The following is a 22974-nucleotide window of genomic DNA, read 5'->3' as shown; positions in this document are numbered from 1 at the left end:
CTTATTAACAACAAAAATGATATAAAAATGAATATATATTTATTGTTTATCAATAAATAACGTGTTAATATCTAATAAACGGTACTTATGAGAGGTGCTTTTCATGAAATGGAAAGGCAAAAGCGATTCGATTATCAACTCTAGAGGCGGTTTGTATATCATTAGAAAGTCAGCCTGGAGATATTTTAGAATACAAAAGAGACGAAGGCAGTCAAAAGTAAGAGAGTTTGATTAATAGTCATTGTTGAGGAAAGTAGGACTTAATATGACAATTATGAGGGAGGTATAATCATGGACAGTACAAATTTAATTATTGAAAATATTGCTAATCCCCATGAGCTGGAGAGAATGTTTAGAAATGACCCCAAAGCCTTTAAAAAGTCATTCACAGACGCATGGGGACAAAATCCTGATTCACAGGTTCTTGGCATTTGGTATGAAAGATTGCATTTCAAGGAAACGGCACATTCAGAAAAATCTTCCTTGCTTCAAAAAAGTTTCTTATTCATGGGCATTTTAGCCATTATGGCCGGGATAACCACCAGAATCATTTTCCATTTTGTCGAACAGGAAGCAATTGCTCCAATTAACCTGGCTTTTGGTATAATTCCCTTTATTGCTGCGTATTTTGTTTACAATAATACGCCGAAAAAAATTGTTATTTATTCCCTTGCAGCGTTGTTCCTAATTTCCGGGTTTTATCTTAATATGCTTCCATTAAATTACAAAGACAGTATTATCCTTGCTTATTTACACCTTCCTATATTCTTGTGGGTATTGGTAGGGCTTGCATTTACAGGAAATGAATATTCAAAAGGCAGTACAAGATTAGCCTATATTAAATTTAATTTGGAATTTTTTATTCTCTACGCCAGTATGGCAGTTAGCGGAATGGTGCTAGCGGCATTGACCATGCAGTTATTTAGCTTTGTTGGCTTGGATATAGAAGAATTCTATTTTAGTAATATCGTTTTATTTGGTGCTGCCGCTCTTGCTATTGTGGCTGCATACCTAGTATCAATGAATCTTAAACTTGCAAAGAATATTACACCATATATAGCTAAAATTTTTAGTCCTCTTGTCCTGGTCACATTGTTGGTCTATCTTATAACGGTTATATGGGTCGGAAAAAATCCATTCTTGGACCGCAATTTCCTGATAGCCTTCAACGGAATACTCCTTGGTGTATTGGCCGTTACCATATTTTCTATTACCGAAAGCGACTCAGACGAGAAAAAGAACATTTCAGATTATATAAATTTTTCCTTAATTGCTCTTGCGCTTATCATTGACAGTGTGGCTTTGTCAGCCATTGTGTTCAGACTTTCTTCTTATGGGATTACACCAAACAGACTTGCTGTTTTAGGTGTAAACATACTCATCTGGGGAAATCTTATTTGGATTATGGTCTCATATATGCGTTTTCTACAAAACAAGACCGGACCTTCACCCATCCAAGATGCGGTCACTAAGTATTTGCCAGTTTACGGACTTTGGGCGGCTTTCGTTACATTTACTTTTCCTTTCTTTTTTAATTAGAAAGGCAATATTAATGTAACGGATGTTGATCTTCTTTATAAACAGCAAAAATGAAAAAGTTATGCTCATAACTTTTTCATTTTTGGCTTTTTATTTTTCTAAAAGAACTTCATTTACTTATGGTACGGCTCACCTCACCATGTAAAAATGCAGTTTTTATAGAGCACTTAAATATAAATCTAATGAAGCCTCTACTTCTTTAGCAACTAGTTCAACAAAGACCATGTAATCCCCTATCGTATAAGGGAACACCTGCTAACCAGGAAGTTCCCTTTATTTCGTGAGATGAGAAAACACAATAAAAACATACAATTTAACCCATATATACGCTGTCACACCAGCTTTGGTTTATAATAACACCTCCATCAAATTCTCCAATACGTGTATCTATTTACCTCCTTGTTGGAGTAAAATCCATCCAGTGTTTAGAACAAAAAACTTATCGCGCCATTTTTTGACACATCATGAAATAAAAATCGTCTAATAAGCAGAGACCTATATAGGAGGATCAAAATAAATGCAGAACGAAAGAGAGATTATTTCCACTTGGTTTTTTCTCTATAGCCAAGATGTTTTCAATTTTTTAGTTTACTATTCAGGAACTCGTGATGTAGAAGATCTCGTACAAGAAGTGTTTATTAAGGCAGCTAAAGGTATGAGCACCTACCGAAACCATGCGACGCCCAAAACTTGGCTCTTTAGCATTGCCCGTAATCTAGCCATCGACAAAGCGAGAAAGAACAAAACAAAGATCAGTCGAACGAATGTGGCTTTCCATGAGGAAACTTTGGATCAGCACATCGGATTTTCTCCTGAGCAAATTCTGATAGGGCATGAGGAGAAACAAGAATTGTACAGTAGGATCAATCAGCAAAAAAAGAAATATCGGGATGTGCTAATTTTAAGGGGCATTCAAGGATTGTCCGTGAGTGAAACAGCACAAATACTAGGATGCAAAGAAACCGCCGTTCGAACCAACTATCATCGTGCAGTCAAGGCATTACAAAATGAACCGAATTGGAGGGAATCTCATGAAGGATAATCTAAAAAATGTCCAGGAGAAATTAAACGAATTTCCGCCATATCACATGAGCCAGTCTACTCAAGCTCTCCTCCATCAACAAGTGATGGACACCATCGAAGATTCTGAAATCCGACAAAAACGAAAAGGAGTGTTTCTCATTAAAGCAAAAGTAGGGATGGTTACGGCGGCGGCTGTCGTAATCGTTAGTATTCTATCCGTAAATCTATTAAATGATAATCCAAACTCATCCGGTGGAGAGAATCCTATACCCATTAATCAGGACGTTGACCAAGAATTCGAACAGACGCCTGGCGAAGAAGAGGACAACAATGTGTATGATCCCCTCCTGCTCGAGCAACAAGCTACAGAGATTCTTCAAGCGATCTATGACCATGATATGGATGTACTATCCAGTCATGTACACACAGAGAAAGGTTTACTGTTTTCCCCTTATTTTTCTGTGATGGACGATACAGTAAGATTTGAAAAGAATGAGGTACCATCACTATTAGAAAGTGAGACAACGTATTTGTGGGGCTATGGAGAAGCGAACATGGAAATACAATTGACGCCAGCGGACTATTTCGACAAGCATCTTCAAGTAAAGCGATTCTTTAAATCGGATGAAGTCTTTGTCGATACACAAAATCAAGAAGTGGACCCTACCAATTATTTAAAAACGGTTTTTCCTGATTCAAAAATTGTTGAGTTTTATCATGCTGGTACCGAACAATATAGTGGAATGGATTGGAGAAGTCTCAACCTGGTTTTCGAACAAGATGAAGAAGGTGCGTGGCGTCTAGTGGCAATAATCAACAATCTCTTTACTCCTTAACCGTGCTTATGCAAATTAGATATCTGCTTTAGTGTTTTTTAACATCAAGTAAAACAAGAAACAAGCCATCAGACTAGGAACATTACTAGTTCGATGGCTTAATTTGTATTTATTCTTATTTATGATATGGCTCACCTCATCTTATTAACTAGGAATTTTCATAACCGAAACTTTTTCCATTATTTTACGAAGGTAAGAGAAAGGGAGTGGCTATGGTGCGAAAGATTATATTAAGCGTAATCATGATACCTATTTTGTTTCTAACTTAATATTTGGTGGAACAATATCACCTTAGTGAAACATCGAAAATTCTGGAAGATTTTCAATTTGTAACGCCGGAACGCCTTAATTCATTGTCGATTGTGCAATATCCGGAAAAACGAGTATATACAAGCTTTCATGATGATGAAGTACAACAAATGCTAAAGGCGTTTAATAAATTAGATTTAAAGAAAACGAAGCGTTTATCGATGAGTGAAAATTATACGAAAATAAGATTTATGGAGGACGGCTTGCAATATTATATTGAATATCATTTATATGACAATGGTTTTATAAAATATGTAGAAGATGGGTTAGCTGGTGGTAAGAACATCACTTATAGTATGGAAGAAGAAAAATTAAATACAATCCTTGCCTCATTATTGATGGGAAAAACATTAGAGTAAGAAAAAATAAGCCTACTTGCAACAAATGTTTAATAAACGAAAACAGCACCTTCCATTTATTTTGGAGTGGTGCTGTTGCTATTTTTCAAAAAAACCGCCTTTACTTATGGTACGGTTCACCCTTCATAATCCTAAAAGCTCGGTAAACCTGCTCTACTAACACTAACTTCATTAACTGATGTGGTAATGTCATTTTACTGAAAGACAATTTTTCGTCAGAACGTTTCATTACATCTTCGTGTAAACCAAGAGATCCGCCAATGACAAAAGCGATTTTACTTCTACCATAAGTCATGAGAGACTCCATATCGTTTGCTAGCTGCTCCGAACTTTTCATTTTCCCTTCTATTGCTAAGGCAATTACATATGTGTCCAATCCTATTTTAGCTAAAATTCGATCACTTTCTTTTTTCTTAACAATTTCCATATCGGCTTCACTTAAATTTTCAGGTGCTTTTTCATCTGGTACTTCCACTAAATCGATTTTGGCATATGCACCTAATCGCTTTGTATATTCCTCTATCCCCATTTTTAAATACTTTTCTTTTAATTTTCCCACCGATACAATTTGTATATTCACAGGTTATCCACCTTTACATTTCGTTTACAAACAAGTTATACACATCACTTATGCACATATCCACAACAATTATCTACATCTTGTGTTTCAATTTTCTTTTGCCACAATATATAATGCAGACGACTCACAGTAGGTACAAACTGTGGATAACTTTTCTTCATCCTTTAATTCCTCTAGCATAGGAAATGTTTTTTGTTCTGCTACGAACATGTCTAAAGCGTGGTTTATATGGGTTTCACAACTGAATATTCTCACTTTTATCTCTCCTTTCATTGTCGGAATACTTTTAATAGTTATGCACAAATCATCCGTTGTTATCCACAACCTATTTTACCAAATGAAAAACGAGTAGGAAAGACAAGCTTTTCTTTTCCTACCCGCTGTGTAAATCTTTTATTTGCATTACTAAGTTATCCACATGTTTATAATTCTGATGATTGCTTTAAAAGGAGTGTTAATTCGACTAGTTCTCCTTGTCTGTACACTTTCACTTTTAGTTCGTCCCCAGTTTCTTTTTCGTTATATAAGTGTTTTCGTAACTCAATAGTATTTTCTACTTTTTCTCCGTCCATTTCTACAATGACATCATATGATTTCATCCCTGCAAGTGCAGCTGGAGTTCCTTCCACTACTTCGTCAACTACTACTCCAGTTGTAACTTCGGTTGGTAATTTTAATGTTTCTTTTTGGTGAAATGCAGGTACATTCGTCAAATCAATAAGGGTGATTCCCATGGATGGACGATTTACTTTTCCATTTTGCTCTAAATCCTCAATGATCGGGATAGCTGAATTGACTGGAATTGCAAGACCCATTCCTTCTACTGTAGATTCAGAAATCTTCATCGAGTTAATACCGATTAGCTGTCCTGCTAAGTTAATCAAGGCACCTCCACTGTTACCAGGGTTAATCGCTGCGTCTGTTTGTAGAACCTCTGACTGCCAATCCTCTAAACCATCTCCGTTTAAATCAACTGGTACTGCACGGTCTTTACCAGATACTACTCCCGTTGTAACGGAGCCATAAAAATCAAGTCCTAAAGGGTTACCGATAGCAATAACCGTTTCCCCTTGTTTTAATGCATCTGAGTCACCAAATTCTATAACTGCTTCTATGCCAGTATCATCAATTGCAAGAACAGCTAAATCTGTCCAAATATCTTCCCCTACAATATTTGCTTCTACTTTTGAGCCATCAGCTAATGTTACTTCTACAGATTTTGCATTTTCAATAACATGATAATTTGTAATAATATAAGCTTTACCATCTTCTTTTTTATAGATAACACCAGAGCCTGTGCCAACATCCTGTGTAGCTTCTGATTGACTCCAGAAGTTTGAGACTGATTGAATATTTGTTATTCCAACAACAGCACTTGAAGCTTTTTCTACAGCATCAGTTACATCTGTAGTGACATCTACTGAAAGCTGTTGGGTTTGTTGTGTTGTTTCATTCGATTTCGTTTCACCGCCCGATGGTAGATTAGTGACAACGGAAGGTATTAAAAACCATACAAGTAATGCACCAACTAATACACCTGCAAGTCCACTAAAGAAATAGCCGGCTAAGCCTCGTTTTTTTCCATTTCTTTTTTGGGGTTCTATCGGTGGTTGTTCGTTTGGTAATTGTGGTCCATATGGGTTATTTATATCCATCTTTCTCTTCCTCTCTTCTTCTAATATGCCTGTATTAACAATGTACCCATTCCACATTAAAATAAGATGAAAATTACTTAAAAAATAAATAAAAGTTCCAAATACTACATTCATAGTATTTGGAACTTCGATTAAAAGAGAAGAAAGTATATGATTTTTCCTATTATCTGTTTAGCCACTTGGGTCACTTCAGAATTACCTATACAGGTAAAGAACTCCTTCATTGCAATTCTTCTGCGCTATTCAGATCTACATAGGCTACTTGTGCTTTTCTTATTTACACAAGAACTAGCTCTGTTGGTTTATTGGCATCTGTGTCATGTAGATGCACATACTCTCCCGCAATCACACCACAGGACTGAAGTGTTTGCGTAACACTCATACGAGCTAGATCTTTCATATTATTATCTTTACTTAAATGTGATAAATAGATATTTGTATTTTTCACATCAATTACTTCACTCATAGCAACTGCAGCATCCTCATTGGAGACATGTCCTACATCACTTAATATTCTTCGTTTAATTGACCAAGGATAACGTCCCATCTGTAGCATACTAACATCGTGGTTGCTTTCAAAGACAAAGGAATCTGCTCCTTTAATATGCCCTTTCATTCGATCGCTCACATATCCAGTATCCGTTATTAAAACAAGTTTCCTACCGTTTTCATGAAAAATGTAAAACATCGGATCAACCGCATCATGGGATACTGCAAAAGATTGAATATCAATTGAGCCAAACTTTTTTACGGTTTCCATATCAAATTGAAATCGCTGGTCTAATGGAACATTTCCGATAAGTGGATCCATTGCAGACCAAGTTTTTTCATTTGCAAAAATGGGAACTCCATACTTTCTAGCTAAAACACCTAATCCTTTAATATGATCACTATGCTCATGTGTGATGAAAATTCCTGACAGCTTTTTTATATCCCGATCAATTTCCTGAAATAATTGATCCATCTTTTTTCCACTTAAGCCTACATCTACTAAAAAGGAATGTTCATCATTTTCCACATAAATAGCGTTACCACTACTACCACTTGCCAATACACTGAACTTCATTATTAAAACTCCTTATTCCACTACTGTTTGTTCCGTCTCTTTTTGTATCTCAATAACTCTACCCTCTACTGCATTTACAAAATATTCTTCAATGGTGCCATCAAGTAGTTCTACCAGGATATGCCATGTTGGTGCAAAAACCTGTGTCTCTGTTAGTTGAGCTAACGTGGAGTATCCCAGTTCAATTTCTTTAATCGTAGAATCTGGTTTTAACTGCGAATTTCCATACAATGTAGTAATTGCCTGCAAATGTGGCAATAATTTTTGCGACACCTTATAATTCTCTAAGTCGTCCAGAATAGTCTGTTCATAACCAATAAGCTCATTGTCATCATTCCAGTGAACTACTAGCTTCGCATTCGTATTATAGTAAACAAATCGTTTATTTACTTGTTGGAATAATATAGCTGTTTTATTTTCTTCATCTTTTTTCCACAGTCCATAGGTAGAGCCACGTATCACTTGCTCATGTACTATTTTTTCTAACGTATTTTCATCTGTTATTTTTATAGGTTCTTTAAAGGTACTAACTATTTGATAGCTAGTAGGTATTTCTACAGTTTGATTGTCCAATTCTTCTATTTCTTCTAGACTAAAATTATGGACATTGCCTGAAACATATGAAGCTTCTTTTATCTTGTTATCTGTTTCCAAAATTTTAATATTATCTAGAAAAAGTTTTTCCTCGATAGATGTATCATTAGATTTACCTATTTGTTGGGACTCATTATACCGATTCATATATAGTGAAAGTAAGAATACATTTAAAATAGAAAATACAATAATAAATATAGTCTTTGTTTTATTCCAATCCAAATTTTGCACCTCCTAATAATTCCGGAGATACGCGTACCCAGCTCCCACTCTCCAAGTAATACCAAGAAGGCTCAAGATTAAATAAGGATTGGCCGTCATCTCGAGATAAATAATATCCTATTACAACATCGTCTATAGAACTCACATTAATATCTGTTGCAGTAGAAAGGAAATCATAAATTGACTGCCCTGAAACTAGTTGTACTTCCCGTGTTTCCCAAGGAATAGGAACATCAAGCGTATAAAAAGGACGGTAATATCGATACACTCGGTCAATTCCCCAATACTGCGAGATTTCTGTTAATGTATCCTTACTAAATACCGGTAGACCGTCAAAATACAATTGATAATTAATTTGCCGAGTTGCGGTGTTCATTCGAGAATAACGATAGTCATCTGTCCATCCGTTATGCTCATTGACAAAATTCAAGCTGTTTTGAATGAGATCTACAGGATTCCCTGGATTTTCATTCTCCGAAGCTGGATGCACATAGTTTAAACTTTTAAAAGTAAAATTCACATTCATTAATGCACTATCATCTGTGAATTGTTGTTCCCCCATAACGACTGGATTACTTCTCACTAGGCTCGGATTATTGAAGAGGGCATCTTTGAATTTATCTGATTCAATCTCTTTAATAGAATAAGTATAATTGATGATATTTTCTGGTATAGAAGAAACGTATAACGATAATTTATTGTTTCTAACTATTTCATTATACACTTGCATTTTCTCTGCATGCTCTAAAATACGTTCGGTAAACCCTAATTTATCCGCTTTTGCTGCAGTTGCCTTATATATCTTCTGCTGTGATGTGCTTATAAAATACAGAGTCATACTATCTGGGATGTCTTCATTCCAGTCAATTATTAACCGATTAAAATAAGCTTCAGGAAAATGTTGATCCGGAAAAGTTAAGATATTGCCTAATATTTCAATAGGGACATCTGCTGCAAAAAAGAAACTTGCACGATTGGGAGCTTTGATAAATTCATTTATTTGATTGGTGTCTACCTTATTCATAGCTAACTCAATCGTTTGAATTTCCCAGGTCTTCATTTTGTTGAGTACAAATTCTATTGGTTGGCTGTCAAAAGACCCCTTTAGCGAGTCCTCTTGGCTTATAAGCATACGATACGGTTTAATAATGTCTTCCATATTCTTTTTTTCAGCAATAGATATATCTATAGTCGTTCCTTCATTTGGTTGAATAACAGGTGAGTAGGTCCATATAGAAAAAGTTAAAGTAAGACTGAGGAGAATAAGTAAGAGTAAGACAATTGATTTTACTTGCTCGATATATTTCAATCCCACTCACCTTCCTCATCCTTTAAAATATCCAATGTGAAGAAAATAGTCGTCCCTTGCCCTTCTTCACTTTCTGCCCATATTCTACCACCATGGGCTTCAATCATTTCCCGGGCAATTGCCAAACCTAGGCCAGTACCTCCCATAGATCTCGCTCTAGCTCTATCTACTCTGTAAAAACGATCAAAGACTCGATCGACATTTTCAGAAGGAATTCCCATTCCATCATCAGAAATCATTACTTTTATAATAGATTCTGACACTACTACCCCAAACCTTATATTCCCACCATCTGGAGAATATTTTATCGCATTTGAAATTATATTATCCATTACCTGCGTTAACTTATCTGTATCGATATCCACATAGTAGGCTTTATCAGAAAGCATGCGCACAAAGGTAACATGATCTGATTTGGAAAGTTCAAATCTGTCGATAATCCGGTTGAAGAATTGATTGAAGTTAACAATCTCCCGATTCAAATCGTAGTCTCTACTATCCATTTTAGACAATTGGAGTAGGTCATTTACAAGTCGAATCATTCTATGTGTTTCTGTTTGAGTTACTTCTAAAAATGATGGAGCAATCCCTTCATCTTCCCAAGCACCATCAACCAAAGCCTCCAAATAACTACTCATCGTCGTAAGTGGTGTGCGTAGTTCATGAGAAACATTTGCGACAAATTCTCTTCTTTCCATATCCACTTTTTCTTGTTCTGTATTATCATGTAATACTGCGATTAAACCATTAACAAAACCAGTTTCTTTTTGAATAACGGAAAAATTGGCACGTAAAATAAACGGTCTTTCATTAGAACTTAGATCCAGGTTAATAGGTTCTTTTAGATGTATTAAATCTTCAAATGAGTGTACAGGATCTATTCCAAGTACCGATACAATTGGTCGATTTAATACCATTTCTCTTGGTATGCGCAATAATCTAAGTGCTGGATCGTTTATAAGGATGACTCTTCCTTTACGATCTGTTGCAATTACCCCATCTGTCATGTTCGTTAAAACAGAGGCTAGCTTTCTACGTTCTGCTTCCGTCGTAGATTGAGCTTCCTGCAATCTATTTGTCAGATGATTGAAGGCAATGGCCAGCTGTCCGATTTCATCACTGCCATATACTCTTACTTTTCTAGAAAAATTCCCTTTTGCCATAGCTTGAGCTTGTCTTCTCATATCTGAGATCGGACGAGTGATCGTCTGGGCAATTAGTATTCCTAATATGACAGTAATAACTAATGCAACAGCTGTACCTCCAGCAAGTATTTGATTAATCTCATTCATCTGACCAAAAACATTTTCAATATTAGATTCTATATATAATGTTCCTTTTACTTCTCCCTTATAAATAATAGGAGTAGCTAAATTCCAAATTCTGTTACTAGTTTCTCGATCAATTGATATATTGTTAAAAGTGTCTTTTGCAGTAATGGATTTTCGAACTAAATCATCCATTGATCGTTGACCTACAATTGACTGGTTATTTCCATCAGATGTTGCCAATATCTGATACCGAGCATCGATTACACGTACTTCTTTAATATCATACGTATCATACGAACTAAGACCAGCCAAAATAGAACGTAAACTTTGTTCCAATGTTAGGTCTTCTTCGTTTCGTACTTTTATTATTTCTTCTCGCGTACTATATTCCAATAAGCTTACGCGGTCAGTTATAGAATCTTGAAAGTTTTTCCTCAACGTTTCTTCTAATTCACGAACAAAGTAAAGTCCGATAATTTGCATAGCAATAATGATAAGTAACACATAAATCAGCACAATCTTAACGTGAATTGATTTAAAGTATCCAACTTTTTGCATTTGCTTCTACTCCTGTTCAGGACTTCGTAAGTAGTACCCTACACCTCTTCTAGTTACTATCCATGTTGGATGACTTGGGCTGTCTTCAATTTTTTCTCGTAAACGTCTAATTGTTACATCCACTGTACGTACATCCCCAAAATAGTCATAACCCCATACCGTTTGTAGTAAATGCTCACGAGTCATAACTTGTCCTATATGTTTTGCCAAGTAATGCAATAACTCAAATTCTCGATGCGTAAGCTCAATTGTTTCTTCTCTCTTTAACACAAGATAAGCATCAGGCTGAATAGTTAGTGGACCAATAACAATGTCATTTGTCATTACTTCTGCATCTTCTTGAATAGTTTGGTGTCTACGCATATTTGCTTTTACTCGAGCGATTAATTCTCTCGTACTAAATGGTTTTGTAACATAATCATCTGCACCAAGCTCTAGACCGAGTACTTTATCTATCTCTGAATCTTTTGCTGTTAGCATAATTATAGGAAAATCATATTTTTTTCGAATTTCTCTACATACTTCCATTCCATCTTTGTTAGGAAGCATAATATCTAATAACATTAAATCTGGTTGATCTTCTTCTACCTTCTTCAATGCTTCATCGCCATTATAAGCACAGACTACTTGGTACCCTTCTTTTTTTAGGTTAAATTGAAGTATATCTGCAATTGGCTTTTCGTCATCTACTACTAGTATTTTTTTACTCATATTCTAGTCCCCTTTATTCTCGTATTCTATATTTAACTCAATTGAATTATTTTAACAATAATAATAATAACTTTAACATTGTTTCAGGCTTCCTGCATCTCTAAAGAAGTAGCGCTCCTATAATTCGACTCATTTTGTCGAATTATTTCCTAGGAAATTTTATACAGCAAGATTTCCACCTGTGGGGATATACAGCATGAAACCGAGATACAAAAAAGACAGTCCATATAGCGACTGTCTCATATATATTATTAGTTTAATACAGTTAAAGGATTAATAGTTACTCCATTTTTCTCCACTTCAAAATGTAGATGTGTTCCTGTAGAACGTCCAGTACTTCCCATAACACCGATTTTAGTACCTGTTGGGACTACTTGCCCTACTTTCGCTGTAATTGAAGAAAGGTGTGCATATGTTGTTTTATATCCATTTTGATGATCGATGATTATACGTTGGCCGTATGTTCCATCCCAACCTGCAGCAACTACTATTCCGTTATCTGCTGCTTTTATCGTAAAACCACTCGGTCTTGCAATATCGATACCTTCATGTTGGCGTCCCCAGCGATATCCCATTTTACTAGAAATATATCCACCTTCAGCTGGCCAAGCAAATACTCCCGAGCCGCGTGAAGGAATTACTTTCGTTCCTTTTAATACAATATGATCTTTTGGTTCTACAAGTATTGTTTCTTCTATAACAGATAGACCAACTTGTACTCCATTCTCTTTGCGAATTAAGTAAGTTGCCAATTTTTGGCCATCCGAACCCTCTTGTATTACCTTCGTATCGCCTTTGTACATATCCTCTGTTTCTTTTACTTCTTTCGTATGTATGATGGATTCTTTAGCTTTTTTCTCATACTGTACTTCAATATTAATAAGTGGTTTTAAGACTGTTACATTTAACTCTTGACCTATTTGTAAAACAGTAGAATCGGTTACACCTGGATTCAGTGCAATTAGTTCTGCAGATGTTAGATTATGCTTGTTAGCAATAGTTCCTAATACATCGCCTGCTGCAACTGTATATAACTCTTTTTCTAATGTTCCATCTAAAAGTAGCTTCACAGCATCATCTGGTGAAACAATCTGACTAGGATTTGTTTCTACTGTAACTCCAGATACTTTTTCTTTTAAAATTAAATTAGCAATACGAGTTTCATTTTCTTTTAGTTCGGGTAAAGGTTCACTAGTATTATTTCTAGCTTCCAGTAAGTTCAATTCTTCTTCTGAAATAAAATGTAATTTTAGTTTTCTTAACGCTTCATCGTAAGCTTCTAAGTCTTTGACGTAGACTGCCATCTCGTCATTGACCGATAATGCAAACGCCCTTGCTTCTACTTCTATTAAGCTATCCAGCTTTTGAAGAGTAGTCTCATCGTTTGTATTAAGAGTAAATACTTGTTCTGGCACTACCGACAAATTAGATCCAGCAGTTAAAGTCATATTTTTAAACTGGGAGCTAGATTCTTCCATCTTTTTGTCGAGTATTGATTGTAATTTGGTTTGATCCGAAATAGCCCCTACATATTGACCATCCGTGTATATATGGTATATTTCTTTTAATGTATTGCTTTCACTTTCTTTTGCAAAAGCCATATTAAACGAAATACTTGAAATAAGTAAAACTGATACGGCTGCTTTTTTCACCATATTTGACTTTCCGTTTGAAAGAACATTCAGTTTTGATACCTTTTGTTCCTCATTCTTACTTTTCAAAAACATGATAAAGCCCCTTCCAAACTATATATAAACCTTCTATCATTTCACGCTCCTTTAATTTAACATATTTGAAATGAAGATGTGTAGCTTTAGATGCGGTTGTAAAGAAACTGTAGCATTAGTTCCATATATTACATGATTTTTACATTTTTTAACACTCTTAAGTTCCTTGTACCTAATCATTCGACTTTGATAAATTAGTTTTCTCCAAATTTTTCATATTTTATACATAAAACAACAGAAATCTTCGTTATATTTGTCATAATAGAAGATTCACATAATGGCACTTTCTCAAATTTTTACATTAGCAGACAAAAAAACGTCAAAAAGCATATGCTTCTTGACGGTTTTTTTTCGTTTATTATTTCCAAACACTTGTAATGATATTTGTTTGCGTACGATCTGGTCCAACTGAGAAGATGGAGATTTGTACACCTGTAAGTTGAGAAATCCGTTCTAAGTAATGACGAGCTGTCTCAGGAAGTTCATCTAGTGATTTACATTTAGTAATGTCTTCACTCCAACCTGGCATTTCTTCATAAACTGGTTCACATTCACTTAAAATACGTAGGTTAGCTGGATATTCCGTAATTAATTCACCTTTATATTTATAAGCAGTACATAATTTAACTGTATCTAAACCAGTCAATACATCAATAGAGTTAACCGTTAAATCAGTTAAACCACTTACACGACGAGCATGTCTAATTACTACTGTATCAAACCACCCTATACGACGTGGTCTACCTGTAGTTGTCCCATATTCTTTACCAACTTCTCGGATTTGATTTCCAATTTCATCAAATAGCTCAGTTGGGAAAGGACCATCACCTACACGTGATGTATATGCTTTACAAACACCTACTACATGGTTAATTTTTGTTGGCCCTACTCCTGCTCCAATTGTTACTCCACCAGCTACTGGATTCGAAGAAGTTACAAATGGATAAGTACCTTGATCGATGTCCAACATAACTCCTTGTGCACCTTCAAACAATACACGACGACCATCATCTAATGCGTCGTTCAATACTTTTGAAGTATCTGTAACATACTTGGCAATCTCTTGTCCATAGCCATAGAATTCTTCTAATATTTCTTCTGAAGTAAATCCATCTGTTTCGTAAAACTTCTCAAACATTCTATTCTTTTCTTGTAAGTTAAGTTCTAATTTTTCCTTAAATACTTCGTAGTCCAGAAGATCAGCAATACGAATCCCGACACGTGCAGCTTTGTCCATATAAGCTGGTCCAATACCTTTACCTGTCGTACCGATTTTATTTACTCCTCTGCGAGCTTCTTCTACTTCGTCTTGTTTTAGATGGTAAGGAAGAATAACATGTGCACGATTAGAAATACGTAAGTTTTCGGTTGTTACTCCGCGGTCATGCAATCCTTTTAGCTCTTTTACAAGTGCTCTTGGATCCACTACCATTCCATTTCCTATAACAGAAATTTTATCTTTATAGAAAATCCCTGAAGGAATTAAATGAAGCTTGTACGTTTCTCCTCCAAAAATAATTGTGTGACCTGCATTATTACCACCTTGGTAACGTGCAATTACTTCTGAGTTTTCGGATAGAAAGTCTGTGATTTTCCCTTTACCTTCGTCTCCCCATTGTGTTCCAACTACTACTACTGATGGCATTTGCCAGCACCTCCGTCAGACATTTCATATGTCCTGATTCAAACAGTGTTATTGTACCAATCTAAACGTACTTAGTCAACTGATTTAACATAAAAACACGAACACAAAATGATTTAGCACATTTATTGTTCGTGTTTTTATTATAACTATATCTAAAAATCTCTGCCCACAAAACTAAAAGGAGCTTTTGCTTTTTTTAAGCTGGTGGCGCTTGGTGTTGACTCCAGTCAATGTTAACGAATTTGTTAAACTCTTTAACGAACGCAAGTGTAACAGTTCCAGTAGGGCCATTACGCTGTTTTGCAATAATAATTTCAATCATGTTCTGATTTTCTGTTTCTTTGTCGTAGTAATCCTCACGATACAGGAAGGATACAATATCTGCATCCTGCTCAATCGATCCAGATTCACGTAAATCAGACATCATTGGTCGCTTATCTTGACGCTGCTCAACTCCACGGGATAACTGAGACAAAGCAATTACAGGAACCTGCAATTCACGAGCTAAACCTTTTAAGGAACGAGAAATTTCCGAAACCTCTTGTTGTCTGTTAGCTTGGCTTCCTCCACTACCTTGGATTAGCTGTAAATAATCAATCAAAATCATCCCAAGACCAGACTCTTGTTTTAATCGACGACATTTAGCCCGGATTTCATTTACCCGAATACCAGGAGTATCGTCAATATAAATCCCTGCATTTGAAAGACTTCCCATCGCCATTGTAAGCTTACGCCAATCCTCGGTTGTCAGTGCGCCTGTACGAAGTACCTGAGCATCTATATTCCCCTCCGCACAAAGCATACGCATAACTAACTGTTCTGCACCCATCTCTAGACTAAAGATTGCTACATTTTCATCTGTTTTTGTCGCTACGTTTTGTGCCACGTTCAGAGCAAATGCCGTTTTCCCTACAGATGGACGGGCAGCTACAATGATCAAATCATTCCGTTGGAAACCAGCGGTAATTCGGTCTAAATCACGAAATCCAGTTGGAATACCAGTAACATCGCCTTTTCTTGTATGAAGTTTTTCTATATTATCGTATGTTTCCACTAAAACGTCTTTAATATGCTCGAAATCACCAGCATTTTTTCGGCTTGCGACTTCCATCATTTTACGTTCGGCTTCTGCTAATAATGCTTCTACTTCATCTTCCCTAGTAAAACCATCTTCTACTATGGTGGTCGCTACACGTATCAAGCGGCGTAAAATAGATTTTTCTTCTACAATCTTGGCGTAGTATGCTATATTGGCTGCGGTTGGAACTGCATTAGCAATTTCACTAATATACGAAATTCCACCTACATCTTCTAACTCTTTCTTCGCAGAAAGTTCTTCCGTCACAGTTACAACATCGATTGCCTTACCTTTATCGCTTAAATGAAGCATCGTTTGGAATATCTTCTGATGTGCTACACGATAAAAATCTTCTGCAAGCAAGATTTCTCCAGCGGTAATTAATGCCTGTGGTTCTAAAAATATGGCCCCAATGACAGACTGTTCAGCTTCCTGGTTATGCGGCGGTACACGGTCCAACATTGGATCGCTCATTGACCTCTCTCCTTACGATTCTTCTGCAACAAGAACTTTTAATGTCGCCACAACTTCATGATGAAGTTTCACTGGTACATTTGTATATCCTAATGCTCTAATTGCATCATCTAATTCCATTTTCCGTTTATCTAACTTAATACCATGTGACTTTTCTAATTGAGAGGCAATTTGTTTCGTTGTAATGGAACCGAATAGTCGACCATCATTTCCAGACTTTGCTTTTAACTCAACTGTTAATTGCTCTAATGTTTCTTTTAATTTTTGGGCTTCTTCTAGCTCTTTAGCTGCTTCTTTTTCAGATTTTTTCTTTTGTCCTTCAAGAGCACTTAATGCAGCTGCATTTACTTCTACCGCCAATTTATTTTTAAGTAAAAAGTTATGTGCATAACCATCTGCGACATTTTTGACCTCGCCTTTTTTCCCTTTACCTTTTACGTCTTTTAAGAATACTACTTTCATTCTTCGTTTCCTCCTTCGATTGTATCTATAATTGCATTTTTTAGAAGTAATATTGCTTCGTCTATCGAGGTATCCTCCAATTGACAGGCGGCATTGGTTAAATGTCCACCACCGTTTAGTTTTTCCATAATAACCTGAACATTGATATCACCTAATGATCGAGCACTGATTCCTAACGTAGATTCACTTTTACGCCCTATTACGAAAGATGCTGCCACATTATTCATCGTCAACAAAATATCCGCTGTTTGAGCAAGTAATACCTGACTATAGGAGACGTTTTCCATACCATGAGCAATAGCAATACCTTCTCTAAAAAATTCCACATTTTGGACGATTTTAGAGCGTTCTATATAGGTATCAATGTCTTCCTTCAACATACGTTGGACTAGAATTGTATCTGCACCATGCGTACGTAAATACGATGCTGCTTCAAATGTTCTTGCCCCTGTACGAAGCGTAAAGCTTTTCGTATCTACAATAATACCTGCTAGCATAGACGTTGCTTCTAGCATGGATAACTTTTCATTTTTCGGTTGATATTCAATTAGTTCAGTTACCAACTCTGAAGTAGAGGACGCATATGGTTCCATATAAACCAGCATTGTATTTGAAATGAATTCTTCTCCGCGTCGATGATGATCAATCACGACTACTTTCTCTGCTTTTTGAAGAAGCTTTTCATCAATTACTAAGCTCGGTTTATGTGTATCCACTACAACTAATAATGTTTTTTCTGTAATTTTGCTTATCGCTTCTTCAGGACTTATAAAACGATTATATAGCTCTGGTTGTTCTTTTATCTCATCCATTAATCGATTCACGCTATTGTCTAACTCATTAGTGTCTAATACAACATAGCCCTCTACTTTGTTCATCCCAGCCATTTTTCTTACCCCAACAGCTGATCCGATTGCATCCATATCTGGCATCCTATGCCCCATAACAAATACTTGGTCACTATCCTGTATTAAATCTCTTAGCGCGTGAGAAATCACTCTAGCTCTTACACGCGTCCGTTTTTCTACTGGGTTTGTTTTCCCGCCATAGAATTTTACTTTTCCATTTGAATGCTTAATAGCTACTTGGTCTCCACCGCGTCCTAATACTAAATCTAAGCTAGACTGAGCTAGTTCTCCGAGTTCTACTAGGGAAGTGGACCCCGCCCCAACACCTACGCTTAAAGTGAGGGAAAATCCAAATTTAGCAGTAGTTTCTCTTATATCATCTAATATGGAGAATTTACTTTTTTCTAATTCTACTAAAATGGATTCATTAAAAACGGCCAAAAAACGATCTGAAGAAATCCTTTTTACATAAATGCCGTATTTTGCTCCCCAATCGTTTACACAAGAAGTAACGATACTGTTGAGCCTTCCTCGTGTCTGATCGTCCATACCCTGTGATATTTCATCGTAATTGTCTATAAACAGCACACCTATAACAGTTCGATCTCCATAGTATAACGATTCCATCTCTACTTGTTCGGTTATATCAAAGAAATATAGAAGCTTTTCTTCCGCTTTATAAAATACTTTATAATTTTTTTCATCCAAAGAAATGGTCATTTCTTTGGATTCTTCTTGTTTTTTAAGCTGTTGAAAATCCTTTGATATAGAAAGAAGCTCCTCACCAATAATCGTATCGAATGGAAGCTGTTGCGTCATATATGGATTTGCCCATTCGATGATATATTGATCATTTATGAGTAATATCCCGATTGGCATTTCTAATAAGGCTTCCTCCCCCACCTTTTTCATCCGGTAGGAAAGAGTTTCGATATGTTTTTCTGTCTCTTCATATACACGTTGTTCAATAATCCACGCATAGATAAATACACCAATTACCATTAGAGCGAATAATAATCCAATCAATATGTTGGTAGACAGTAATAAATAAGTTGCAACCCCACTAAGTAGTAAAAACAGTATGAGTGGATATCGAATTGGCCGTTTCCTAAAAAAAGATGCCACTAGATCAGCTCCTTATTTTTTGTATCTGTCTTTTATAAATCCTCTTATATTAAATCCTAAATCTAATACCCCTACTATAATAGTAAACATGTATAGCGGGACTGCCAAAAATGTTGCAAGGATCATTGACCATCTTGGCCAACCTTCTGCATAAAAATAGTAGTGTATAAAAGAAACACCTTGTAAAAACAAGAGTGCACGTAATATTAATGCAGCGTTTACAAATACTAAGTAGCCGAACGTCCCTACTTCGAATGAAACAAACAATGAGAATATGGATACGATTAAATAATACCATAACACTGCTTTCGGTAGTCTAAAATCCATGAATTTAGGAAACTTGGGTACATCTAATTTCAATTTTTTTAATAGTGATAAGTTAATGATTAAATATAGCCAGGCACTTATAAACATTGCACCAATGAAATAGCTAGGCATAATAGATTCAATAAGTATTATGCTTTGTTTAACTAATTCGTCATAACCCTCAGGCAACTGACCAACGGAAGACATAATATTTCCCAGTTGTTCGTAGTATACTTCAATGGTCGTGATAAATTGCTTCAAAACATTCATATTGAAAAATAAAATGGATAATATGTATTGTACCGCCGTCATTAAAAGTAAGAAGAGTCCGGTTGCCATCAGCATATATAGCTTAGACTTTTTAGCTCGGATTGAATCCCCTATGATAAAACCTAACGGACCAACTAGCAAACCAAAGATAAATCCAAAAACTCCACCAATAATAAAAGAAAGTAGAACTGCGATAACCGTTACAAATGCAGCGTGTTTTCTTTCAAACTTTGCACTGTACCAAGCTAGAGGCAATGGCACGATAAATGAAGTGAAAAAACCAAGTACTGGAACATAAACAGACATTGCCAACAAAATAGCAAATAGTGCAATCATCATAGATCCATACGTTAAATAATTTGTTTGATTTCTTTGCATTTAGGAACCTTCCTTTAATGTAATCATCTATCCATTGTAACAGATTACTTACAACAACTAAAATTCCACATACTGTATAGAAAAGTGGAAGAGCCTATGATAGCCTCGAAAATCGTTGGAAGAATGGTGGAAAAGGCGTACTTTGCCTTTATCCATCATTCTGAAACGACTCGAGAGGCTAGGCGCTGGAGCTAGACAGATAGAAAAGTGGAAGAGCCTATGATAGCCTCAGAAATCGTTGGAAGATTGGTGGGAAAGACGTACTTTGCCTTTATCCATCATTCTGAAGCGACTCGAGAGGCTATGCGCTGGAGCTGGACACGTATTGAGTAAAATGTATTTTAAAAAGAAAAAAAGACCGGTTTCCCGGTCTTTCTAATTTATACTTATCTCTCTTCAGTAGAGAATGGAAGTAAAGCCATGATACGAGATACTTTAATAGCTCGTGTTAACTTACGTTGGTACTTCGCACTAGTTCCTGTCACACGACGTGGAAGAATTTTCCCACGTTCTGACACGAATTTTTTCAACAAATCTACATCTTTATAATCGATGTGTGTGATATTGTTTGATGTGAAGTAACAAACTTTACGGCGTCTTTTGCCTCCGCGACGTGGTGCCATATTTGGTTGCCTCCTTTTCGATTAAAGTAAACATGCTAAGTGATACTTTTTAGAATGGTAAGTCGTCATCCGATACTTCGATTGGCCCACTACTATTAGAAAAAGGATCCTCATCTACACGTGTATAGTTTTGCTGATTCATTGGTTGGTTTTGCTGATATGAAGGTGTTGAAAATTGCTGCTGTCCATTGCCACCAGATGATTGTCCACCTTGGTTACGTTCTCCAGAGCTATTACGTGGTTCTAAGAACTGAACGCTGTCTGCAACAACGTCTGTCGTATAAACACGTTTTCCATCTTGTCCTTCATAACTACCCGTTTGAATGCGACCTTCAACACCAGCTAAACTTCCTTTTTTCAGGTAGTTTGCTGTGTTTTCAGCTTGCTTTCTCCAAACGACACAGTTGATAAAATCAGCTTCTCTTTCACCTGATTGGTTGGAGAATGTACGATTTACAGCTAGTGTAAATCTTGCCATTGCAACACCACTTGGTGTGTAGCGAAGTTCCGGATCTTTTGTTAGTCTTCCAACTAAAACGACACGGTTAATCATCAGTAAACAACCTCCCTCGATCAGCTTTTTTAGTCAATTTTATTTTTTTGCTTTAACTTTAATATCATCGATACGAACAGCAATGTGACGGATAATGTCTTCATTGATGTTAGCTAAACGTGTATATTCATCGATTGCTCTTGAATCAGCGTTTACTTTAACGATTTGGTAGAAACCTTCACGCAAGTCATTGATTTCGTAAGCTAAGCGGCGTTTACCCCACTCTTTTGCTTCGATGATTTCTGCACCATTTGAAGTTAAGATTTCTTGGAAACGCTCTACTAAAGCTTTCTTTGCCTCTTCTTCAATTGCTGGTTGAATAATGTACATTAATTCGTACTTTCTCATCTATTTACACCTCCCTATGGTCTTTGGCCGACTATGAAAAGCCGACAAGGAGCAAGTAATTCTATTACTCACATCAATGAATTGTAACATAGTTTATCAAACGTATCAAGGATGATTGTCATTATTTTACTCATTCATGTATATTTATTTAAAATGGGAGGATTATATGGAAAAAAATGAAGAAACGTTAGTTGTAATTGATATTAATCTAAAAAAGGTCGCGTGGTTTAGTATTGGATTAACTGTGGGTCTATCTATAATAGGACTAATTCTATTTCCTTGGTTATCTAATGTAACAGAAATAACTTTCTCGTTTTGGAACTTCCTCTGGTTCTTTATCGGTTACGTAGTATTAATCGTCTTGCACGAATGCTTTCACCTTGTTGGATTTTGGGTTTTTGGTAAAGCACCTTGGAGTAGTATGGATTATGGGGTTAATCTTCAAATGGGTGTAGCCTATGCTACTACTACTATTGCGTTACAAAACAGTGCCATGAAAAAGGCATTATTACTTCCTTTTTGGGTTACTGGTGTTTTACCAATGATTATGGGCTTTTGGATAGGTTCCCTTATGCTTGTTCTTTTAGGTGCTTGGCTAATCGCTGGTGCTGCTGGAGACTTTGCTATGTATAAAGAGCTCAGAAAATATCCAAACGATTTATTGATTAAAGATGATCCAGTGAAACCTAGGTTATATGTATTAAGAAAAACCGGGTAAAAAGCCCGGTCCTTAAAAAATAATAATGTAGAGATGCAATTGATTTCGCCTCCGAGCGGGCGCTTTCCGTGGGCACGGCTTCAGCCGCTTCCCTCGCTGGCGTTCAGTTCAGTGTCTTCAGCTCGCGCTGTTCCCACTGGAGTCGCCGCTCTGCGCTCCAATCAATTAGATCCACTTTAAATAATCGAGTAATTGGAATAAAGCCACATACGTATACCTGTTCTATCTAAAATAAGTAAAGATAAAAGGGAATTTTGTAAAAGAAAATCAATTTTCTTCATCCTTGATTACAACAAAATATCCCTGATTAGGCAGAAGGTCTTATCCCAATATTAACCTTTGACTAATCTATCAACTAAGCGATAAGCTATGCTAAACTTTCTTGTT

General features: G+C 36.2%; 22 protein-coding genes and 1 pseudogene. 6 read left to right on the top strand and 17 right to left on the bottom strand.

The genetic code is table 11. The features are described 5' to 3' along the window. Window positions 1–107: 107 nt before the first annotated feature. From MKY37_RS10430 to MKY37_RS10410, 5 genes and pseudogenes are all read left to right on the top strand, one after another. Window positions 108–221 (top strand): annotated as a pseudogene (locus tag MKY37_RS10430) (helix-turn-helix domain-containing protein); the annotation flags it as partial. A 70-nt stretch (window positions 222–291) separates the two neighbouring features. Then, a complete protein-coding gene (locus MKY37_RS10425; RefSeq protein ID WP_340776745.1) occupies window positions 292–1539 on the top strand; it encodes a DUF4153 domain-containing protein in 1248 nt (415 codons plus the stop codon). A gap of 517 nt (window positions 1540–2056) precedes the next feature. Further along, window positions 2057–2581, top strand: coding sequence for an RNA polymerase sigma factor (locus MKY37_RS10420; RefSeq protein ID WP_340776742.1), 525 nt, complete (start codon window positions 2057–2059; stop codon window positions 2579–2581). Beyond that, window positions 2571–3398: a hypothetical protein gene (locus MKY37_RS10415; RefSeq protein ID WP_340776740.1), complete on the top strand. Its 828-nt coding sequence runs from the start codon at window positions 2571–2573 to the stop codon at window positions 3396–3398. Before MKY37_RS10420 ends, MKY37_RS10415 begins: the two co-directional genes overlap by 11 nt. Before the next feature lie 275 nt (window positions 3399–3673). Further along, window positions 3674–4066 (top strand): hypothetical protein, encoded by a 393-nt coding sequence (locus tag MKY37_RS10410; RefSeq protein ID WP_340776738.1) that lies wholly within the window; start codon window positions 3674–3676, stop codon window positions 4064–4066. Between the two features lie 100 nt (window positions 4067–4166). Here the strand turns inward: MKY37_RS10410 and rlmH are convergent, their stop codons facing one another. The 17 genes from rlmH to rpsF form a co-directional block, all read right to left on the bottom strand. Next, the gene (gene rlmH / locus MKY37_RS10405) at window positions 4167–4646 is read right to left on the bottom strand and encodes a 23S rRNA (pseudouridine(1915)-N(3))-methyltransferase RlmH (protein ID WP_090567388.1); all 480 of its coding nucleotides are present in this window, start codon (window positions 4644–4646) and stop codon (window positions 4167–4169) included. An 87-nt stretch (window positions 4647–4733) separates the two neighbouring features. Further along, window positions 4734–4901 carry a CxxH/CxxC protein gene (locus tag MKY37_RS10400; RefSeq protein ID WP_340776733.1) on the bottom strand — a complete coding sequence of 56 codons (168 nt, stop codon included), beginning with the start codon at window positions 4899–4901 and terminating at the stop codon, window positions 4734–4736. Window positions 4902–5068: 167 nt separating this feature from the next. Beyond that, a complete protein-coding gene (locus MKY37_RS10395; RefSeq protein ID WP_445323063.1) occupies window positions 5069–6301 on the bottom strand; it encodes a S1C family serine protease in 1233 nt (410 codons plus the stop codon). A gap of 277 nt (window positions 6302–6578) precedes the next feature. Next, window positions 6579–7367, bottom strand: coding sequence for an MBL fold metallo-hydrolase (locus tag MKY37_RS10390; RefSeq protein WP_340776730.1), 789 nt, complete (start codon window positions 7365–7367; stop codon window positions 6579–6581). A gap of 12 nt (window positions 7368–7379) precedes the next feature. Next, window positions 7380–8192 carry a two-component system regulatory protein YycI gene (locus MKY37_RS10385; RefSeq protein ID WP_340776729.1) on the bottom strand — a complete coding sequence of 271 codons (813 nt, stop codon included), beginning with the start codon at window positions 8190–8192 and terminating at the stop codon, window positions 7380–7382. Beyond that, window positions 8170–9498: a YycH family regulatory protein gene (locus tag MKY37_RS10380; RefSeq protein WP_340776727.1), complete on the bottom strand. Its 1329-nt coding sequence runs from the start codon at window positions 9496–9498 to the stop codon at window positions 8170–8172. Before MKY37_RS10380 ends, MKY37_RS10385 begins: the two co-directional genes overlap by 23 nt. Next, window positions 9489–11321: a cell wall metabolism sensor histidine kinase WalK gene (walK, locus tag MKY37_RS10375; protein ID WP_340776725.1), complete on the bottom strand. Its 1833-nt coding sequence runs from the start codon at window positions 11319–11321 to the stop codon at window positions 9489–9491. The genes MKY37_RS10380 and walK overlap by 10 nt, the downstream gene beginning before the upstream one ends. A gap of 6 nt (window positions 11322–11327) precedes the next feature. Then, window positions 11328–12032: a response regulator YycF gene (gene yycF / locus MKY37_RS10370; protein WP_340776723.1), complete on the bottom strand. Its 705-nt coding sequence runs from the start codon at window positions 12030–12032 to the stop codon at window positions 11328–11330. 251 nt (window positions 12033–12283) lie between these two features. Beyond that, window positions 12284–13759 carry a peptidoglycan DD-metalloendopeptidase family protein gene (locus tag MKY37_RS10365; RefSeq protein ID WP_340776720.1) on the bottom strand — a complete coding sequence of 492 codons (1476 nt, stop codon included), beginning with the start codon at window positions 13757–13759 and terminating at the stop codon, window positions 12284–12286. Between the two features lie 358 nt (window positions 13760–14117). Continuing rightward, entirely contained in the window at window positions 14118–15404 is a 1287-nt protein-coding gene (locus tag MKY37_RS10360; RefSeq protein ID WP_340776718.1) for an adenylosuccinate synthase, read from the bottom strand. A 196-nt stretch (window positions 15405–15600) separates the two neighbouring features. Then, window positions 15601–16956, bottom strand: coding sequence for a replicative DNA helicase (gene dnaB, locus MKY37_RS10355; protein ID WP_211896127.1), 1356 nt, complete (start codon window positions 16954–16956; stop codon window positions 15601–15603). Between the two features lie 12 nt (window positions 16957–16968). Then, window positions 16969–17418, bottom strand: a complete 450-nt coding sequence (gene rplI / locus MKY37_RS10350) for a 50S ribosomal protein L9 (RefSeq protein WP_211896128.1) — start codon at window positions 17416–17418, stop codon at window positions 16969–16971. Then, entirely contained in the window at window positions 17415–19391 is a 1977-nt protein-coding gene (locus MKY37_RS10345) for a DHH family phosphoesterase (protein WP_340776711.1), read from the bottom strand. Before MKY37_RS10345 ends, rplI begins: the two co-directional genes overlap by 4 nt. Window positions 19392–19403: 12 nt before the next feature. After that, on the bottom strand, window positions 19404–20345 hold the full coding sequence (locus MKY37_RS10340) for a YybS family protein (protein WP_340776709.1): 942 nt from the start codon (window positions 20343–20345) through the stop codon (window positions 19404–19406). A 386-nt stretch (window positions 20346–20731) separates the two neighbouring features. After that, entirely contained in the window at window positions 20732–20968 is a 237-nt protein-coding gene (gene rpsR, locus MKY37_RS10335) for a 30S ribosomal protein S18 (RefSeq protein ID WP_093062321.1), read from the bottom strand. A 49-nt stretch (window positions 20969–21017) separates the two neighbouring features. Next, window positions 21018–21521, bottom strand: a complete 504-nt coding sequence (ssb, locus tag MKY37_RS10330; RefSeq protein ID WP_340776706.1) for a single-stranded DNA-binding protein — start codon at window positions 21519–21521, stop codon at window positions 21018–21020. 39 nt (window positions 21522–21560) lie between these two features. After that, on the bottom strand, window positions 21561–21869 hold the full coding sequence (gene rpsF / locus MKY37_RS10325) for a 30S ribosomal protein S6 (RefSeq protein ID WP_340776704.1): 309 nt from the start codon (window positions 21867–21869) through the stop codon (window positions 21561–21563). Window positions 21870–22035: 166 nt separating this feature from the next. Here rpsF and MKY37_RS10320 point away from each other — a divergent pair, with 166 nt between their 5' ends. Then, on the top strand, window positions 22036–22587 hold the full coding sequence (locus tag MKY37_RS10320; protein WP_340776702.1) for a DUF3267 domain-containing protein: 552 nt from the start codon (window positions 22036–22038) through the stop codon (window positions 22585–22587). Window positions 22588–22974 lie beyond the last annotated feature (387 nt).

Source organism: Psychrobacillus sp. FSL K6-2836 (genome assembly GCF_038003085.1).
GTDB lineage: Bacteria > Bacillota > Bacilli > Bacillales_A > Planococcaceae > Psychrobacillus.
This window is presented reverse-complemented; position numbering and strand designations above follow the sequence as displayed.

What these genes read in the sequence shown, in the direction of transcription:
- MKY37_RS10425 (WP_340776745.1), top strand. Translation starts at nt 292, where the DNA reads ATGGACAGTACAAATTTAATTATTGAAAATATTGCTAATCCCCATGAG.
- MKY37_RS10420 (WP_340776742.1), top strand. Translation starts at nt 2,057, where the DNA reads ATGCAGAACGAAAGAGAGATTATTTCCACTTGGTTTTTTCTCTATAGC.
- MKY37_RS10415 (WP_340776740.1), top strand. Translation starts at nt 2,571, where the DNA reads ATGAAGGATAATCTAAAAAATGTCCAGGAGAAATTAAACGAATTTCCG.
- MKY37_RS10395 (WP_445323063.1), bottom strand. Translation starts at nt 6,301, where the DNA reads ATGGATATAAATAACCCATATGGACCACAATTACCAAACGAACAACCA.
- MKY37_RS10390 (WP_340776730.1), bottom strand. Translation starts at nt 7,367, where the DNA reads ATGAAGTTCAGTGTATTGGCAAGTGGTAGTAGTGGTAACGCTATTTAT.
- walK (WP_340776725.1), bottom strand. Translation starts at nt 11,321, where the DNA reads ATGCAAAAAGTTGGATACTTTAAATCAATTCACGTTAAGATTGTGCTG.
- yycF (WP_340776723.1), bottom strand. Translation starts at nt 12,032, where the DNA reads ATGAGTAAAAAAATACTAGTAGTAGATGACGAAAAGCCAATTGCAGAT.
- MKY37_RS10365 (WP_340776720.1), bottom strand. Translation starts at nt 13,759, where the DNA reads ATGTTTTTGAAAAGTAAGAATGAGGAACAAAAGGTATCAAAACTGAAT.
- MKY37_RS10360 (WP_340776718.1), bottom strand. Translation starts at nt 15,404, where the DNA reads ATGCCATCAGTAGTAGTAGTTGGAACACAATGGGGAGACGAAGGTAAA.
- dnaB (WP_211896127.1), bottom strand. Translation starts at nt 16,956, where the DNA reads ATGAGCGATCCAATGTTGGACCGTGTACCGCCGCATAACCAGGAAGCT.
- rplI (WP_211896128.1), bottom strand. Translation starts at nt 17,418, where the DNA reads ATGAAAGTAGTATTCTTAAAAGACGTAAAAGGTAAAGGGAAAAAAGGC.
- MKY37_RS10340 (WP_340776709.1), bottom strand. Translation starts at nt 20,345, where the DNA reads ATGCAAAGAAATCAAACAAATTATTTAACGTATGGATCTATGATGATT.
- rpsR (WP_093062321.1), bottom strand. Translation starts at nt 20,968, where the DNA reads ATGGCACCACGTCGCGGAGGCAAAAGACGCCGTAAAGTTTGTTACTTC.
- ssb (WP_340776706.1), bottom strand. Translation starts at nt 21,521, where the DNA reads ATGATTAACCGTGTCGTTTTAGTTGGAAGACTAACAAAAGATCCGGAA.
- rpsF (WP_340776704.1), bottom strand. Translation starts at nt 21,869, where the DNA reads ATGAGAAAGTACGAATTAATGTACATTATTCAACCAGCAATTGAAGAA.
- MKY37_RS10320 (WP_340776702.1), top strand. Translation starts at nt 22,036, where the DNA reads ATGGAAAAAAATGAAGAAACGTTAGTTGTAATTGATATTAATCTAAAA.